This window comes from Saccharothrix hoggarensis (genome assembly GCF_052936025.1).
Map to the genome: position 1 here is coordinate 2,195,690 of NZ_CP193624.1, position 13,790 is coordinate 2,209,479.

General features: G+C 74.3%; 16 protein-coding genes and 1 pseudogene. 8 read left to right on the forward strand and 9 right to left on the reverse strand.

Annotated features, from left to right (window positions below; translation table 11 throughout):
* Positions 1-30: 30 nt before the first annotated feature.
* The 4 genes from ACRAKH_RS10640 to ACRAKH_RS10655 all read right to left on the reverse strand — a co-directional run bounded on the left by ACRAKH_RS10640 (position 31) and on the right by ACRAKH_RS10655 (position 4,253).
* Positions 31-1,380 carry a glycoside hydrolase family 6 protein gene (locus ACRAKH_RS10640; protein ID WP_447009782.1) on the reverse strand — a complete coding sequence of 450 codons (1,350 nt, stop codon included), beginning with the start codon at positions 1,378-1,380 and terminating at the stop codon, positions 31-33.
* Positions 1,381-1,466: 86 nt separating this feature from the next.
* Positions 1,467-2,117, reverse strand: a complete 651-nt coding sequence (locus ACRAKH_RS10645; protein WP_380722094.1) for a response regulator — start codon at positions 2,115-2,117, stop codon at positions 1,467-1,469.
* The gene (locus ACRAKH_RS10650; RefSeq protein ID WP_447009783.1) at positions 2,102-3,196 is read right to left on the reverse strand and encodes a hypothetical protein; all 1,095 of its coding nucleotides are present in this window, start codon (positions 3,194-3,196) and stop codon (positions 2,102-2,104) included. Before ACRAKH_RS10650 ends, ACRAKH_RS10645 begins: the two co-directional genes overlap by 16 nt.
* Entirely contained in the window at positions 3,189-4,253 is a 1,065-nt protein-coding gene (locus tag ACRAKH_RS10655) for a sensor histidine kinase (protein ID WP_380722098.1), read from the reverse strand. The genes ACRAKH_RS10650 and ACRAKH_RS10655 overlap by 8 nt, the downstream gene beginning before the upstream one ends.
* A gap of 93 nt (positions 4,254-4,346) precedes the next feature.
* On the opposite strand from ACRAKH_RS10655, the gene ACRAKH_RS10660 reads away from it, so the two are divergent.
* Positions 4,347-4,559: a hypothetical protein gene (locus ACRAKH_RS10660; protein ID WP_380722100.1), complete on the forward strand. Its 213-nt coding sequence runs from the start codon at positions 4,347-4,349 to the stop codon at positions 4,557-4,559.
* Positions 4,531-4,812: pseudogene (locus tag ACRAKH_RS10665) on the forward strand (response regulator transcription factor); the annotation flags it as partial. The gene ACRAKH_RS10660 and the pseudogene ACRAKH_RS10665, both read left to right, overlap by 29 nt.
* A gap of 7 nt (positions 4,813-4,819) precedes the next feature.
* Here ACRAKH_RS10665 and ACRAKH_RS10670 read toward each other — a convergent pair.
* Complete coding sequence (locus ACRAKH_RS10670) at positions 4,820-5,704, reverse strand: MerR family transcriptional regulator (protein WP_447009784.1); 885 nt, start codon at positions 5,702-5,704, stop codon at positions 4,820-4,822.
* Positions 5,705-5,830: 126 nt separating this feature from the next.
* Here ACRAKH_RS10670 and ACRAKH_RS10675 point away from each other — a divergent pair, with 126 nt between their 5' ends.
* Positions 5,831-6,715, forward strand: coding sequence for an ABC transporter ATP-binding protein (locus ACRAKH_RS10675; RefSeq protein ID WP_380722106.1), 885 nt, complete (start codon positions 5,831-5,833; stop codon positions 6,713-6,715).
* Positions 6,712-7,563: an ABC transporter permease gene (locus ACRAKH_RS10680; RefSeq protein ID WP_380722108.1), complete on the forward strand. Its 852-nt coding sequence runs from the start codon at positions 6,712-6,714 to the stop codon at positions 7,561-7,563. The genes ACRAKH_RS10675 and ACRAKH_RS10680 overlap by 4 nt, the downstream gene beginning before the upstream one ends.
* 43 nt (positions 7,564-7,606) lie before the next feature.
* Here the strand turns inward: ACRAKH_RS10680 and ACRAKH_RS10685 are convergent, their stop codons facing one another.
* Both ACRAKH_RS10685 and ACRAKH_RS10690 read right to left on the reverse strand, forming a co-directional pair.
* Positions 7,607-8,548: a hypothetical protein gene (locus tag ACRAKH_RS10685; RefSeq protein ID WP_380722110.1), complete on the reverse strand. Its 942-nt coding sequence runs from the start codon at positions 8,546-8,548 to the stop codon at positions 7,607-7,609.
* 70 nt (positions 8,549-8,618) lie between these two features.
* Entirely contained in the window at positions 8,619-9,251 is a 633-nt protein-coding gene (locus ACRAKH_RS10690; RefSeq protein WP_380722112.1) for a hypothetical protein, read from the reverse strand.
* Between the two features lie 17 nt (positions 9,252-9,268).
* Between ACRAKH_RS10690 and ACRAKH_RS10695 the strand changes: the two genes are divergently transcribed.
* The 3 genes from ACRAKH_RS10695 (at position 9,269) to ACRAKH_RS10705 (ending at position 11,072) form a co-directional block, all read left to right on the forward strand.
* Positions 9,269-9,439: a hypothetical protein gene (locus tag ACRAKH_RS10695; RefSeq protein WP_380722114.1), complete on the forward strand. Its 171-nt coding sequence runs from the start codon at positions 9,269-9,271 to the stop codon at positions 9,437-9,439.
* Between the two features lie 559 nt (positions 9,440-9,998).
* Positions 9,999-10,526, forward strand: a complete 528-nt coding sequence (locus ACRAKH_RS10700) for a hypothetical protein (protein WP_380722116.1) — start codon at positions 9,999-10,001, stop codon at positions 10,524-10,526.
* Positions 10,527-10,721: 195 nt separating this feature from the next.
* Positions 10,722-11,072 carry a DUF6292 family protein gene (locus ACRAKH_RS10705; RefSeq protein ID WP_380722118.1) on the forward strand — a complete coding sequence of 117 codons (351 nt, stop codon included), beginning with the start codon at positions 10,722-10,724 and terminating at the stop codon, positions 11,070-11,072.
* A 46-nt stretch (positions 11,073-11,118) separates the two neighbouring features.
* Here the strand turns inward: ACRAKH_RS10705 and ACRAKH_RS10710 are convergent, their stop codons facing one another.
* Positions 11,119-12,135, reverse strand: a complete 1,017-nt coding sequence (locus tag ACRAKH_RS10710; protein ID WP_380722120.1) for a GNAT family N-acetyltransferase — start codon at positions 12,133-12,135, stop codon at positions 11,119-11,121.
* Positions 12,136-12,286: 151 nt separating this feature from the next.
* Positions 12,287-12,658 carry an ArsR/SmtB family transcription factor gene (locus ACRAKH_RS10715; RefSeq protein WP_380722122.1) on the reverse strand — a complete coding sequence of 124 codons (372 nt, stop codon included), beginning with the start codon at positions 12,656-12,658 and terminating at the stop codon, positions 12,287-12,289.
* 205 nt (positions 12,659-12,863) lie between these two features.
* Here ACRAKH_RS10715 and ACRAKH_RS10720 point away from each other — a divergent pair, with 205 nt between their 5' ends.
* On the forward strand, positions 12,864-13,748 hold the full coding sequence (locus tag ACRAKH_RS10720) for a cation diffusion facilitator family transporter (protein ID WP_380722124.1): 885 nt from the start codon (positions 12,864-12,866) through the stop codon (positions 13,746-13,748).
* Positions 13,749-13,790: the final 42 nt, after the last annotated feature.

The following is a 13,790-nucleotide window of genomic DNA, read 5'->3' on the forward strand; positions in this document are numbered from 1 at the left end:
ACACCGGCGGATTATCCGCAACGAACCTGGTCACAGCGGTGGGTGGGCGTTGCGCAGCAGCTCCCGGAACTGCTCGGAGTGCCACTGCCCGGCCGGTGGCGCGTTCCGCCACGCCCCCGTCGGGTACTGGCTCGCGCCCGGGTAGCCGGTGTAGTCCGGGTCGCACATCCGGTTGTGGTTCTCGTCGCCGATCGGCAGCGGGATGGACGCGCCGTCCGACTCGCCCGGCGGCTTCATCCACACGTACGCGTCGACGTTCGGCCGGGGCGCCGCGACCGGGCGTTCGCCCAGGCCCGTGCCGGTCTGGTTGCACCAGTTGTAGATCCGGACCCGGCGGTCGACCCGGCTGGTGTCGACGTAGGTGTCGACGCTCGTCTCCGGGCCCGGCCCGGTCGGCCGGTTCGGACCGCCCCAGCCGTTGCGCGAGGTGTCGACCAGCACGCCCACGCGCGGGTCGAAGCCCGCCGCGACCGCCTCCGCGCGGAAGGCGTCCACAAAGGACAGCTCGTCGACGAACGGGTTCCAGTCCACCCACCGGCTCTGCCGGATGTGCTGCCCGTTGATCACCGTCTTGACGAGGAACTCCTCGCGCAGCGCCGAGTAGTCGGCGGTGTTGGCGATGAACCCGTGCACCGCGCCGAGCCCGCCGCCCGAGCGCGCCGTCCTCGCCAGCAGCTCCAGCGTCGGCTTGCGGTCCTCGTCCCAGCCGATGCCGCCGTGGTGGCTGATGTCGAGGTAGCTGTAGACGTTGCGGATCGCGCCGAGCTTCGCCAACGCGTACGCGACGCCCCCGGTGTAGGCGCCGTTGGCCTTCACGGTCTCGCACTGCCAGGTCGCCCACGACCGCGGCGCGGTGTGGGTCACCAGGAACGGCAGCGAGTTCGGCTCCACGACGGCGACGATCCGCAGCCGCGCGTACGCCGGGTCGGCCAGGATCGCGGCGATCGGGTCGACGAACTCCTGCTTGTAGCGCGGCAGCTCGCTCGCGTCCAGCTCGCCGTTGGTGGACAGCCGGCCGCAGTCCCGGCCGGGCAGGTCGTACAGCACGAGCTGGACGACCCCCGCGCGCTGGCGCAGCGCCTCGTCCAGGTGCGCGCGCAGGCCCATGCGGCCGTTCGAGCCGTGGATGGACGCGATCCGGTCGAGCCACACGCCGGTCGGCTGCCCGGCGACGGCCGCGCCGCCCGGCTCGGCGGCGGCACGGGTGGACCACTCCGGGTTCACGTAGGCGCGGACGCCGACGTACGGGTTGTCCACGCGCACCGACGTGCGCGGCGCGGCGGCGGGTGGCGGATCGGCCGCGTGGGCCGGGGCGACCACGAGCCCCGCGGCCAGCGCGACCGCGGTCAGCACGTGGCCGACGCGTAAGGAAGACCTCATGAACGGCTACCTCCGGTGATCACGACGAGGTGAAGGGAGGCGGTGTGCTGCCCACGGTACCGGCCGACCACGGTCCGCGGCCACGATCAGAGGTCGTCCACGCCGATCAGCCCGTCCTGGATCGCCCGCGCCACCAGCGCGGCCTTCGTCGGCGCCTCGCGCCCGATCAGCGCGTACTTGATCCGGATGCGTTCGAGGTGCGAGTTCACCGTGCTCAGCGAGATCCCCAGGCGCTGCGCCACGAACTCCTTGGACTCCGACTGGAACCACTCCACCAGCACCTCGGCCTCGCGCGGCGACAGCGCGGGCCGGTGGTCGGAGCGGTCGGCCGCCAACGCGCCCGCCAGCGACGGCGGCGTGTACGGCCGCCCCTCGGCCGCCGCGCGGGTCGCCTGCACCAGGTGGTCCGCGCCCTCCGCCTTGGTCAGGTAGCACAGCGCGCCCAGCTCCAGGCACTGCAACGCGATCGCGTCGTCGGCGCGCATCGAGTAGACGACGACCCGCCGGCCCGCCTCCACCAACCGGCGCAGGTCGCCGAGCACGGGCGCGGGACGACCCAGGTGCAGGTCGAGGATCACCACGTCGGCCAGGGCGCCCTCGCCGAGCCACGCCGCGCGCACGTCCTCGCCGCTCGCCGCGACCCGGATCGGGGGAGTGCCGGACGACAGCCAGTACGCGACGCCCGCGCGCACCGCCGGGTGGTCGTCGATCACCACCGCGCTCAGCTCGTCCGCCATCGGGCCTCCATCCGCGTGTGCCGACCGTACGTCCCGCATTCGACTTCGACCCGCCCCGTCGCGGTTCCCACGTCCACGCCGGCGTCGGCGACCACCGCCACCCGGACCTCGCCGTCGCCGCGCAGCAGGCTGACCCGCGCGCGCACGCGGGCCGCGGACAGCGCCACCGCGAGCGGCCCGGTCAACTCGCGCCGCACGTCGGTCGGCACCGGCACCGGCGCGCCGCTGACCGCGAGCGACACCACGACACCGCGCCGTTCGGCCACGTCGACGCAGGCCGTGACCTCGTGCACCAGCGGGTCCGGCACGTCGTCGTTCTCGGCGAACAGGCGGCGCAGCTGGGTGGCCGCGAGCGCGCACCGCAGCCGAGTCTCGTCGGCCCGCGGGTCCAGCACGCCGTCCGCCAGGTCCGCCAGCAGCGGCAACGTCGTGCCGAGCTGCCCGGCGAACCCGGCCCGGAGGTCCTGTTCCCACTGCTCGGCCAGCGCGGCCCTGGTCGCGGCGCGTTCCCGTTCGGCGGCGACCTCGGCGGCCAGGCGCGCGCCGCGGACCAGCACCCGGGAGATCACCAGGACGCCGAGCTGGAAGCTGACCACGCTCAGCACCACCACCCCCGCGCCGCCGACCTCCGCCCGGTCCGGCGTCCCGGCCAGCAGCCACTGGGTCACGCTGATCGCGACGTGCGCCGCCTGCGCGGCCAGCAGCGCCGCCACCCGGTCCGGCAGCAACAGCAGCAGGTGCCACCCGACCAGGCCGAACGACCAGTGCGTCGGACCGAAGTGCGCGTCCGGCGGCAACACGTCGGTGGCCACCGCGGACGCGGCGAGCACCGCCACCGCGCCGACCACCACCAACGGCGGCGGCAACGGCTTGCGGCGCAGCACCCACACCGCGCACAACGCCGTCACCAACGCCGGGACGGCGAACGCGGCCAGCGCGGCGGGGTGGTCGTGGACCAGGAGAGGCCCAACCCCCAGGGTCGGCTGCACCAGGGCCGTGACGCCCAGCAGCACCAACCGCAGGCTGGCGAACACGTGCCCCTCGGCGTCGACGGCCGACGGCACGACCCGGTCAGCCACGCGGCCACACCAGCCGCACCGTCGTGCCGCCCGGCCCGGACGTCACCTCGCCGCCGCCGCCGACCGCCGCCATCCGCTCGACCACCGAGCCGCGGATGCCGCGCCGGTGCGCGGACACGGCCCCGACGTCGAACCCCGGACCGGTGTCCGCCACCCGCACCTCCACGCCGCCGCCCCGTGCCGTCACGCGCACCTCGGCCGCGCCGGTGCCGGCGTGCCGCTCGACGTTCGCCAACGCCTCCCGCAGCGCCCGCACCAGCGCCAACGCCACCGACGCGGGCACCAGCACCGCGTCCCAGCGCGCGTCGACGGCCAACGGGCTGCGCTCCACCACCGTCCGCAGCGACGAGCCGACGTCCACCACGCTGTCGCGCGGCTCGCCGGAGGCGCCCGTCAACAGGTCGAGGTCGCGGCGCGCGTACCCGGCGACCTCGGCCGGGTCGGCGTCCCGCCCGTTCACCGCCACCACCAGGAACGTCGCCGACGCGGTGTCGTGCAGCAACGCCAGGTACTCGCGCTCGCGGGCACGCCGTTCCAACGCCACCGCCTCCACCCGCTCCAGCGCGGCCCGCCGGGCGCGGAGCCCGTCCACCCGGCGCGTGGAGCGGCGCACCAGCCCGAACGCCAACCGCGCCAGCACGCACTCGACCACGACCCTCAGCACCGCCGTGCCGACCCAGCCGAGCGTCCCGACGTACGCGGCGAGCAGGAGGACCGTCACGGGCGCCGACACCTTCGGCGACCACTCCCACTGCAGCGTGATCGCCGTGGTCGTGAGGACGGTGAGCGCCCACTGGTCCGTGCCGCCGATCCACTCGTGCGCCACGCACACCGCCACCACCCGCACGACGCAGAACGCCAGGGCGAGCCGCGGCGCGCCGAAGTCCGCCACCGCGCAGGCCACCACCAGGCCGAGCACCGCCAAACCGGGCGCCAGGCCGTCGGACGGCACGGACAGCAGGCCGAACACGCTGATCAACGTGGTGGCGACGCCGCGGACCGGCCCCGCGAACCGCGCGATGGAGGTCAGGAACCCCGCTTCGACCTGCCCCGGCATGCGGCGACCTTAGCCGTCTACGACTTTCGTCAGGGGCGCCCCTGGTCGGTCGCCGGATGTTCCGGCGCCCCGCCGATTCCTAGGTTCACCACCGTGAAAGCCCACCTGATCGGCGTGGTCGTCGCCCTGGCTGCCCTAACGCCGCCCCTCCCCGCCGCCGCGCACGCCGAACCGACCGCTGCCGAATTGACCGCTGCGGAACCGACCGCTGAGGCCATCGACGCCTACCTGACCGAAGCGTTACGGGACACCGGTCTGCCCGGCCTGTCCGTCGTGACCGAAGATCGCCCACCGGGTCGTGGTTGACCTGCGCGGCGGCCGCCTCGCCCGCTACGACGAAGCCCGCAGGCGCGTCTCCGCCCTCACGGCGCGCGAACGCGAAGTGCTGGCGCTGGTCGGCGGGGGCCGCACCAACCAGGACATCGCCCGCCGCCTCACCGTCGCCGAGGGCACGGTGAAGGCCCACGTCAGCACCATCCTCCAGCGGCTGGACGTGGCGAACCGCGTCCAGGCCGCCATTCTCGCCCACGAAGCCGGTCTGACCACCCCTGCCTCGTGAGGCCACGTCACCCCCGGGCGGCGGTCCAGGCGAGGTAGCGGTGGAGGGCGGCGGCGGCTTCGAGCATCGCGGTGTCCCGGCGGGTCAGGTCGGCCTCCCGCGACGCGATGGCGGCACGCAGCGCCTCCGTGCCGCCCGAGCTGCGGAACTGGTCCATGATCGGCTTGATCGCGGGCAGCGGGTAGCGGCTCTGGCGCAGGGTCGCCACCAGGCGCGCGTCGCGGACGTCGGCCGTGCCGTAGCGGCGGTGCCGGTCGGTGTCGCGTCGCGGGCTCAGCAGGCCCGCGGCCTCCCACACCCGCAACGCGGACGGTCGGACGCCGAGGCGTGCGGCCAGCTCACTCACCCGCAGACCACCCCGCGGCACGGTCTCCGCGCCGTGCCCGGACACCTCCGCGCCGGACACCGCCGCGCCGGACGTCTCCGTGCCGGACGTCTCCGTGCCGGACGTCTCCGTGCCGGACGTCTCCGTGCCGGACGTCTCCGTGCCGGACACCTCCGCGCCGGACGTCTCCGTGCCGGACGTCTCCGTGCCGGACACCTCCGCGCCGGAGGTCCCCGCGCCGGACGCCACCGCCTCCAACGCCTCGGCGGTCGCCCGCAACGCCCGCCGCTGCTCGTGCACGGCCGCGTGCACCGCGTCGACCCGCGCCAACGCCACCGCCGGCGTCCCGGCGTGCACGGCCCGCATGATGGCCTGAGCCGCGTCCCACCCGTAGCCCGGACCCAGCGCCCGGTACGTCGTCAACGCCTCCCGGTGCCGCTCGTCGAACCGCCGGTACCCGGTCGGCGACCGCTCGGCCGGCGGCAGGATGCCGGCGTCCAGGTAGTTGCGCACCTGCTGGGTCGAGATGCCCGCCGCGCGGGCGAGGTCGACGGGGCGCAGCGGCACGACAGCCCTCCGGCGGCACAGTCGGGTTCAACGACGATTTGAAGGTTACGCCGCACCCATCCGAGGCAGCGGCACTGCCGGTCGTGAAAAGTCTCAACAACCCACTTCAACGATACGGTTGAAGCCATGAAAACCGGTGACAACCAGCGGGAACCGTCGGTGGTGGACGCGCGCGGGCTGCGGATGCGGTACGGCTCCACCGACGTGCTCAACGGGGTGGACCTGAGCGTCGGGCGCGGCGAGGTCGTCGCGCTGCTCGGCCCCAACGGCGCGGGCAAGACCACCACCATCGAGATCCTGGAAGGCTTCCGCACCCGCTCCGCCGGCGACGTGCGGGTGCTCGGCGTCGACCCCGAGCACGGCGACGAGGAGTGGCGCGCCCGCCTCGGCGTGGTGCTCCAGTCGTGGCGCGACCACAGCCGGTGGCGCGTGCGGGAGCTGCTGTCCTACCTGAGCCTGTTCTACGCCCCCTACCGGGAGGGCGCGTTCGACCCCGACGAGCTGATCGACCTCGTCGGCCTCACCGACCACGTGGACCACCGGGTCGGCACGCTGTCCGGCGGCCAGCGCCGCCGGCTGGACGTCGCCGTCGGCCTGGTCGGACGCCCGGAGCTGCTGTTCCTGGACGAGCCGACGGTGGGCTTCGACCCGGAGGCCCGGCGCGAGTTCCACGCGCTGGTGCGCCGCCTCACCGGCACCGCGATCCTGCTCACCACCCACGACCTCGCCGAGGCCGAGAAGCTCGCCGACCGGATCGTCGTCCTCGTCGCCGGCCGGGTCGTCGCCGACGGCACGGCCGCCGAACTGGCCGACCGCATCGCCGGCAAGGCCGAGGTGCGCTACCGCCTGCACGGCTCCGAGCACGTGGTCGAGGTGGCCGACTCGACCCGGTACGTCCGCGAGCTGTTCGCCGAGCACGGCGAGGCCGTCGACGACCTGGAGGTGCGCCGCGCGAGCCTGGAGGACGTGTACCTGGCGCTGGTCCGCGAGTCCGAGCTGGTGAGCGCGTGAACGCCCGCGCGGTGGCCGTGCGCGCGGGCGTGCGGCGGGGACGGATCGAGTTCGCCCAGACGATGACGAACGTCGGCGAGCTGCTCGGCTGGCTGTGGCTGCCGGTGGTGGCCCTGGTCGTCATGCACGCGTTCGGCGACGGCGCGGCGCCCGGCGTGGACTTCCCGCTCGGCGCGCAGGCCGTGCCGGGCATCCTCGCGATGAACGCCGTGTTCACCGGCCTCATGGGGCTGGCGATGGCGCTGACCATGGACCGCGAGGACGGCACCCTGCTGCGCGCCAGGGCGACCCCGAACGGCGTCCTCGGGTACGTCGTCGGCAAGGTGCTCGGCAAGGCCGCGATGACGGTCGCCGTGCTGGTGCTCGTGCTGGTGCCGGCGGTGTTCGCGTTCGACGGCCTGCAACCGGGCCGCGCGTCGACGTGGCTGACGTTGACGTGGGTCGTGCTGCTCGGGCTGCTCGCGACCCTGCCGCTGGGCGCGATCCTGGGCGCGTTGTTCCGCAACGCCCAGAGCCTCGGGTTCGTGATGCTGCTGATCATGGCCCTGGTCGCGGTGTCCGGCGTGTTCTACCCGATCACCGCGCTGCCGGGCTGGGCCCAGTGGGTCGGCCAGGCGTTCCCGCTGTACTGGGTCGGCCTGGGCCTCCGGTCGGCGCTGCTGCCGGACGCGGTCGCGGCGGCCGAGATCGGCGGCTCCTGGCGGGAGCTGGAGACCGTGGCCGCGCTGGGCGCGTGGGCGGTCGTCGGGTTCGTGGTGGCGCCGATCGTGTTGCGCCGCATGGCGCGGCGCGAATCGGGCTCCTCGGTGGAGGCCAGCCGCGAGCGGGTGGCCCAGCGGCCGACGTGAGCCGGCGGGGCGCGGGGTCGGCTGCCGACCCCCGCGCCCCCGATCAGCTGAACAACGACGGCAAGTCGCCCTGCTGCGACGCCTTCAACACCCGCCCGACCCTGGTGTCCGCGGTGGCCGGCGCGAGCACCCGCACCACGCCCGTCTGGTCCGCGGGCTGCTCGACCGCGGCGCCGGGGAGCACCGTCGACCAGGGCGCGCCGTCGAGGTTCGTCCGCACCAGGTCCTTCAGCGCGTTGGGGTTCTCGTCGGGCACGCACACGACCTCCGTGGCCTCGCCCGACGGCGTCGTCCGCACGCCCGCCGCCACCGGCAGCCCGCTCTTCGGCTTGCTGATCACCGCCGCCGACACGTCACCGAGGCACCGCGCCAGCTCCCCGATCATCGGGTCCGCCGCCAGCGACCGGTCACCCGGCTCCGTCAGCCACTTCAAGGACTCGCCGGTCGGCGCGTACGTGACGGCGTCCGCCTCCACGCGCACCTGCTGGAACCCGGTCACGATCCCGGCCTCCGCCAGCGGGCCGTCCGGCACGACCTCGCCGTCCTCGGCGGTGACCCAGACACCCTGGCCCGACCGCTTGCCGCCCAGCGCGGCGAGCTTCGCCTCGACCGCCGCCACGTCCACGTCCATCCGCAGCACACCCGCCCACGCCGGCGACTGCCCGACCCGCAACGCCGTCGTGGCCGCGCCCGGGTCGAACCCGACCAGCTCCGGCAGCGCGTCGGCCCGCCCCGCCAGGTCCGAGTAGCCGTAACCGAGCAACGGCCGGAAGCGCTCGGCGTCCTTGGCCACCAGCGCCCGCACGGCGGCCACGTCGCCGTACTCGACCAGCACCGACGACTCGTCGGCCGCCCGGGCCTGCCCCAACGCCCCGACCAGCCCGGTCGGCGTCGGCTCCGGCGCCACGTCCGCCTCCGCGGTGCACCCGGCCACGACGACCGCCACCGACATCGCCACCAACGCCACGCTCGAACGCATGCTCACCGATCGGATGGTAGGGCGGCGAACCCCTCGACAGGGCTGTTTCCGGCAGGTCCGTCGCCCGCGGCCGGGATCAGGCCGGGATGTCCACCGCGATCTCCTCGCCCAGCCTCGCCCCGCCGAGCAGGTCCAGCTCGTCACCGCTCCAGAACCGGCCCGGGTCGTACCAGTTGGCCCGCCGGCCCGCGGGCAGCAGCCCCATCGCCTCGTAGGTGACGGCGACGACCTCGGCGCAGTAGGCGGTCTCCAAGGTCGCGTCGGCGGTCTTGCGGAGGTTCGGCAGCCGACCGCGCAACCACCGCGAGGCGAGCCGCGCCGTGGACGGGAACGGCGTGCCGTTGAGCCGGGCGACCGTCCGCAGCACGGCGTCGTCCTCCTCGGCGGTCGTCGGCCGGTCCAACTGGCGCAGCCACGCCCGCTGCCCGTACTTCCGCGCCCACACCAGCACCGCGTCCCGCAGGTCGTGCAACTGCACCCCGCGGTGGTGCGTGCCGGTCCACACGTCCGGCAGCGAGCGGCCCAGCTCCGCGTGCCACATCAACGGCGGCAGGTCCTCCACCGCCACCGTCATGCCGACGTGGTTCACCGGGCTGTTCGTCGTCACCCGGATCGCCCGGTCCGCCACCGAGCTGCCGCGGAACAGCCACACGTCGCCGGTTCGGGTCAGCTCGACCGCCTCGTCCAGACCGATCTTCGTTCCCGCCATCCCGGTAGCCTAGGCAGATGCGCTGGTGGAAGCTGCTCGGCCTGGCCGGTGTCGCGGGTGTCGCGGCGACCGGCGTCGTGATCGCCCGCGCGGAGCGCAAGCGCCGCGCCTACACGCCGGACGAGATCCGGGAGCGGCTGCACGCCCGGATCGCCAACCCCGCCGCGAACCCGGACCACGGCGAGTAGCACCGACCTGACCCGCGGACCGCATCCGACCGGCCCTCGGACCGCCCCCCGGCCCACCGACCGCCCGCGGCCCTCGGACCGCACCCGGCGCCACGACCTGCGGACCCCCGGACCACGTCCCGACCCGCGGACCGGACCCCGGCCGGCCCTCGGCCCGCCGACCGCCCCCGGCCCGCCGACGCCACCACCCGCCGCCCGGTCGAGAACCTGGACGCGGCCACCATCCCGCAGCTGGTCCGGCGCATGGACGCGGGCACCCTCACCTCGGTCGACCTCACCCGGGCCTACCTGCGCCGCATCGACACCGTCGACCGCCGGGTCAACGCCGTGGTCGCGGTGAACCCCGACGCCCTCGCCCAGGCCGTTCGAACAGGCCGCTCAAGCCCGCCGCGCGCCCGCGTACCTGCCGACCCTGCCCTGACCTGCCCGCATTCGGGGCCGGACGCTGTCCGCAACCGACGGGTGCGGGATACCGTCGAACCGGGTACTCGCGGGGGGATGACGCCGGTCGACGGGGTGGTCGGCGCGGTTCGGCTCGGCGGTGCGGAGGAGGCTGCGCGTGGGTTCCGGCGGGGTGATCGCGGCCGCGGCGCTGGCGGGCGTCGTCGCGGCCGGTGCGGGCGGGCTGTCCGTGCCGGACCCGGACGAGGTCTGGGAGGGCACCGGCCTGCGCGTGGTCGACCGCGCGACCAGGGCGGACGGCGAGTGCGCGCCCCACTCGTTCGGCCAGGTCCAAGAGCTGCTGAAAGCCGCGCCGTGCGTCGCGCTCGACCGCATGCTCTTCACCCTCGCCCACGACAGCGGCGGCACGATCGTCGTGTCCGTGGCGTGGGTCGAGTTCGACGACCGCGACCAGGCCCGCGAGTTCAAGCGGGTGGAGGACATCCACGGCACCGGCGACATCACGCCGCTGCCGGGCGCCCTGCTGCGCATGGACGACGTGCCGTTCACCGCGCTCAACTACGACTCCGACGTGCTCGACGGCGTGACCGTCGTGGTCGCCGAGACCGAGGCCGTCTCCGGCGCGTTCACCGCCGACTACCTCGACCGCACCGCCCAGATCGCCGTCCGCACGCCCCGACCCTGAAACACCGCGGCACCGGTTCCACCCGTTCGCGCGCCCTCTACCAGCACATCTACCCGATCCGGGCATACCCAAAGCAGCTTCAGAGGGGAAAAGTTGCGTCCTGTGGGTTTTGGAAACGCTCGATCGGGCTACCCCGGACCGCGCCGAGCGGTCGGTGCGAGACGGGGTGTCACAGCGGCGGGACGGTGATGCGTGGTGGACTGGGAATTCGATGACGAAGAGGTACGCGCGCTGCGTGCCTACGTGTCGGAGGTGACGCACGCGCTCGGCTTCCGCGGCGAGTGCTCGTACGTGCAAGCCGACGGCGGCCGCCTCACCGCCTACCTAGCGCTCGACGGGCACCTGCCCGGCTTCGCGGACCGCGACGTGGCCCTGCTCTGGGACGAGGACCGCGGCTGGGCCGTCGCCGTGGAGAGCGACAGCGCCGAGCCGCCGTTCGTGCTCGCCCGCCTGCGCGGCCCCCTCCGCCCCGAGCCCGCCGCCGTCGCCCGCTGGGTCGAAGACCTGGCCCTCGTGCCGGACGACAAGCTCCTCACCGCTCGCTGACCGTCGCCGAGTCAACCCGGCCGGGTGAATGAACCCGGCCTGCCGGTCACCCCAACCGGGCGATCAGCAGGTCGATGTCGTGCGCGATCACGAGTTCCGTGCGCACGGTCGCGAGCCCGAGCCGGTGGTTGACCCGGACCATGTGCTCGTTGTCGGCGTTCGTGACGGTCCCCATCCGCTCCAGGTCGGGGTGGTCGGACACCAGCCAGTGCGCCATCACGCCCTTCAGCGCCAACCCCAGCCCGTGGCCGCGATGCGCCGCGAGGACCGCCGTGTCGCCCTGGTACGACGTCCGCGGCCCGTGCGGCAGCAGCACCACCTCCGTCAACCCGACGACCGCGCCCGTGGCCTCGTGCACCGCCACCACCACTCGCTGCTCGGTGTTCTCCCGCCGCAGCTCCGCCTCGGCCGCCCGGACCCGCTCGACCGTCCACTCCGGAGCGCGGAACTCCGTCGTCCCGGTCGGCGCGTCGTGGATCGCGCTCCGCGCGGCGGCGTAGGACGCCACGACGTCCTCCGGCGCCGAACCGACCCACCGGACCGCGCGGTAGCCGTCGGGCAGCGCGTCCGGCCACCGCGACCGATCAGCCTCGGCGACCGTCAACGCCTGCACCGCCAACACCCGCACGGTCCGGAAACCCATGCCGTGGGCCCACCGCGCCGCCGTGCCGCCGTCCGGCACCCGCCAGCCCTCGATGACGGTGCGCCCCCGTGCGCGCAGGTGGGGGAGCGTCGCCCGGAGCAGCCGCGTGCCCACACCGCGCCGCCGTGAGTCCGGGTGCACGACCACCGTGGCGACCGTGAGGCGCCGGTTCTCCTCCTCGGGGAACCGCGCGTACCCGAACGCCACGATCCCGTAGCCCTCGCGCACCACCCAGTGCGCGGCCGGCCCGACACCGGGGAACGGATTGCGCAACCGCTCCACGACGTCGTCGTACGTCGGCGCCGGCTCGTCCGGCTCGTCGTGACTGTCCCGCACCACGCGGTAGTACGCGGCCAGGTCCGCCTCATCGGCGAGACCGGGATCGAACACCTCCACCGTGCCGTCGCCGACCACCGTCACGCCCCCTCCTCAACGCTTCGCAACGTCCCCCGACGTCTCGTGCCATGCCTGATGCGTCGCCTGACACGCCCGGCCTGCGTCGCCCGACCTGCCTGACCTGGCCGGCCGCGCACCGGGTCACCTGGGTACCGGGTCGCCAGGGCGTGCCGCGTCACTGGCGGTGATGGGCGACTTCTTGCTCGGCGTCGTCGGCGGGCGGGATGCCGCGGTCGACGTGGTCGGCGTGGAAGAGCGCTTGCGCCAGCAGGGACTTCACGTGGTCGTTGGCGGCGGAGTAGTAGACGAACGTGCCCTCCCGCCGGCCCTTCACCAGACCGGCCAGGCGCAGCTTCGCCAGGTGCTGGCTCACCGCGGTCGGGGCGGCGCCGGCGAGGTCCGCCAGGCAGGCCACGGACGACTCGCCCTGGAGCAGCGCCCAGAGGACCTTGATCCGGGTCGGGTCGGCGAGGAGCCGGAACGACTCGGCGGCCAGGTGGACCTGCTCGTCGTTCGGCATGTCGAAGTCCGACAGCGCGGTGTGCATGGGCGACAGCCTACCTACTTGCGTATCTGCATGACTGCGCAGGTAGGCTGGTAGCCGCGAGGCCCGGCGTGGAACCCGATGCGGACGAGGCGGACCAGTGAGACTCAGAGGGCACAAGGACGACGGCCACGGCCACGGCCACGGTCATGGACGTGGTCACGGACATGGCCACGGGCACGGTCACGGTCACCGCTCGGCGGACCGCGTGGACAGCGCGCTGGAGAGCAGCAAGCGCGGCATGCGGGCGTTGGTGGTCTCGTTCGTCGCCCTCTTCGTGACCGCGGTCGCCCAAGCCGCGTTGGTGGTGGTCACGGGCTCGGTGGCGCTGCTCGGCGACACCGTCCACAACTTCGCCGACGCCCTGACCTCCGTGCCGTTGGCCATCGCTTTCGTGCTGGGCAGGCGCGCCGCGACCCGTCGCTTCACCTACGGCCTGGGTCGGGCCGAGGACCTGGCGGGCGTCGTCGTGGTGCTGGTGATCGCCGCGTCCGCGGTGTACGCCGGGTACGAGTCGGTGCGCGGCCTGCTCGACCCGCAGCCGGTGCGGCACGTGTGGGTCGTCGCGGCCGCCGGCGTGGTCGGGTTCCTGGGCAACGAACTCGTCGCGCGCTACCGCATCCGCATCGGCCGGGACATCGGCTCGGCCGCGCTGGTGGCCGACGGCCTGCACGCCCGCACCGACGGCTTCACCTCACTCGCGGTGGTGGTGGGCGGCGTCGGCGTCGCAGCGGGCTTCCCCGCGGCCGACCCCCTGGTCGGCCTGGGCATGACCGTGGCCATCCTCTTCGTCCTGCGAGACGCCGCGAGCGAGGTCTTCGGCCGCCTGCTGGACGCCGTGGACCCGGCCTCGGTCGACCTGGCCGAACGAGCCGCCACCCAGGTGGCCGGCGTGATCCGGGCGGACCGCGTGAAGATGCGCTGGACGGGTCACGTCCTCCGCGCCGAGCTGGCGATCGCCGTCGCGCCCGACCTGACCGTGGGCCAAGCCCATCACATCGCCCACGAGGTCGAGCACCACCTGAAGCGCGCCGTCCCCCGCCTGACCGCCGTCACCGTCCACACCGAACCAGCGCCAACCCCCGCCCCGTGACCCGCGCCTACGCGTGGGTGCGGGGTCGGGGGGATGACGAGG

What these genes read in the sequence shown, in the direction of transcription:
- ACRAKH_RS10675 (WP_380722106.1), top strand. Translation starts at nt 5,831, where the DNA reads ATGAAAACCGGTGACAACCAGCGGGAACCGTCGGTGGTGGACGCGCGC.
- ACRAKH_RS10640 (WP_447009782.1), bottom strand. Translation starts at nt 1,380, where the DNA reads ATGAGGTCTTCCTTACGCGTCGGCCACGTGCTGACCGCGGTCGCGCTG.
- ACRAKH_RS10715 (WP_380722122.1), bottom strand. Translation starts at nt 12,658, where the DNA reads ATGCACACCGCGCTGTCGGACTTCGACATGCCGAACGACGAGCAGGTC.
- ACRAKH_RS10655 (WP_380722098.1), bottom strand. Translation starts at nt 4,253, where the DNA reads ATGCCGGGGCAGGTCGAAGCGGGGTTCCTGACCTCCATCGCGCGGTTC.
- ACRAKH_RS10690 (WP_380722112.1), bottom strand. Translation starts at nt 9,251, where the DNA reads ATGGCGGGAACGAAGATCGGTCTGGACGAGGCGGTCGAGCTGACCCGA.
- ACRAKH_RS10645 (WP_380722094.1), bottom strand. Translation starts at nt 2,117, where the DNA reads ATGGCGGACGAGCTGAGCGCGGTGGTGATCGACGACCACCCGGCGGTG.
- ACRAKH_RS10695 (WP_380722114.1), top strand. Translation starts at nt 9,269, where the DNA reads ATGCGCTGGTGGAAGCTGCTCGGCCTGGCCGGTGTCGCGGGTGTCGCG.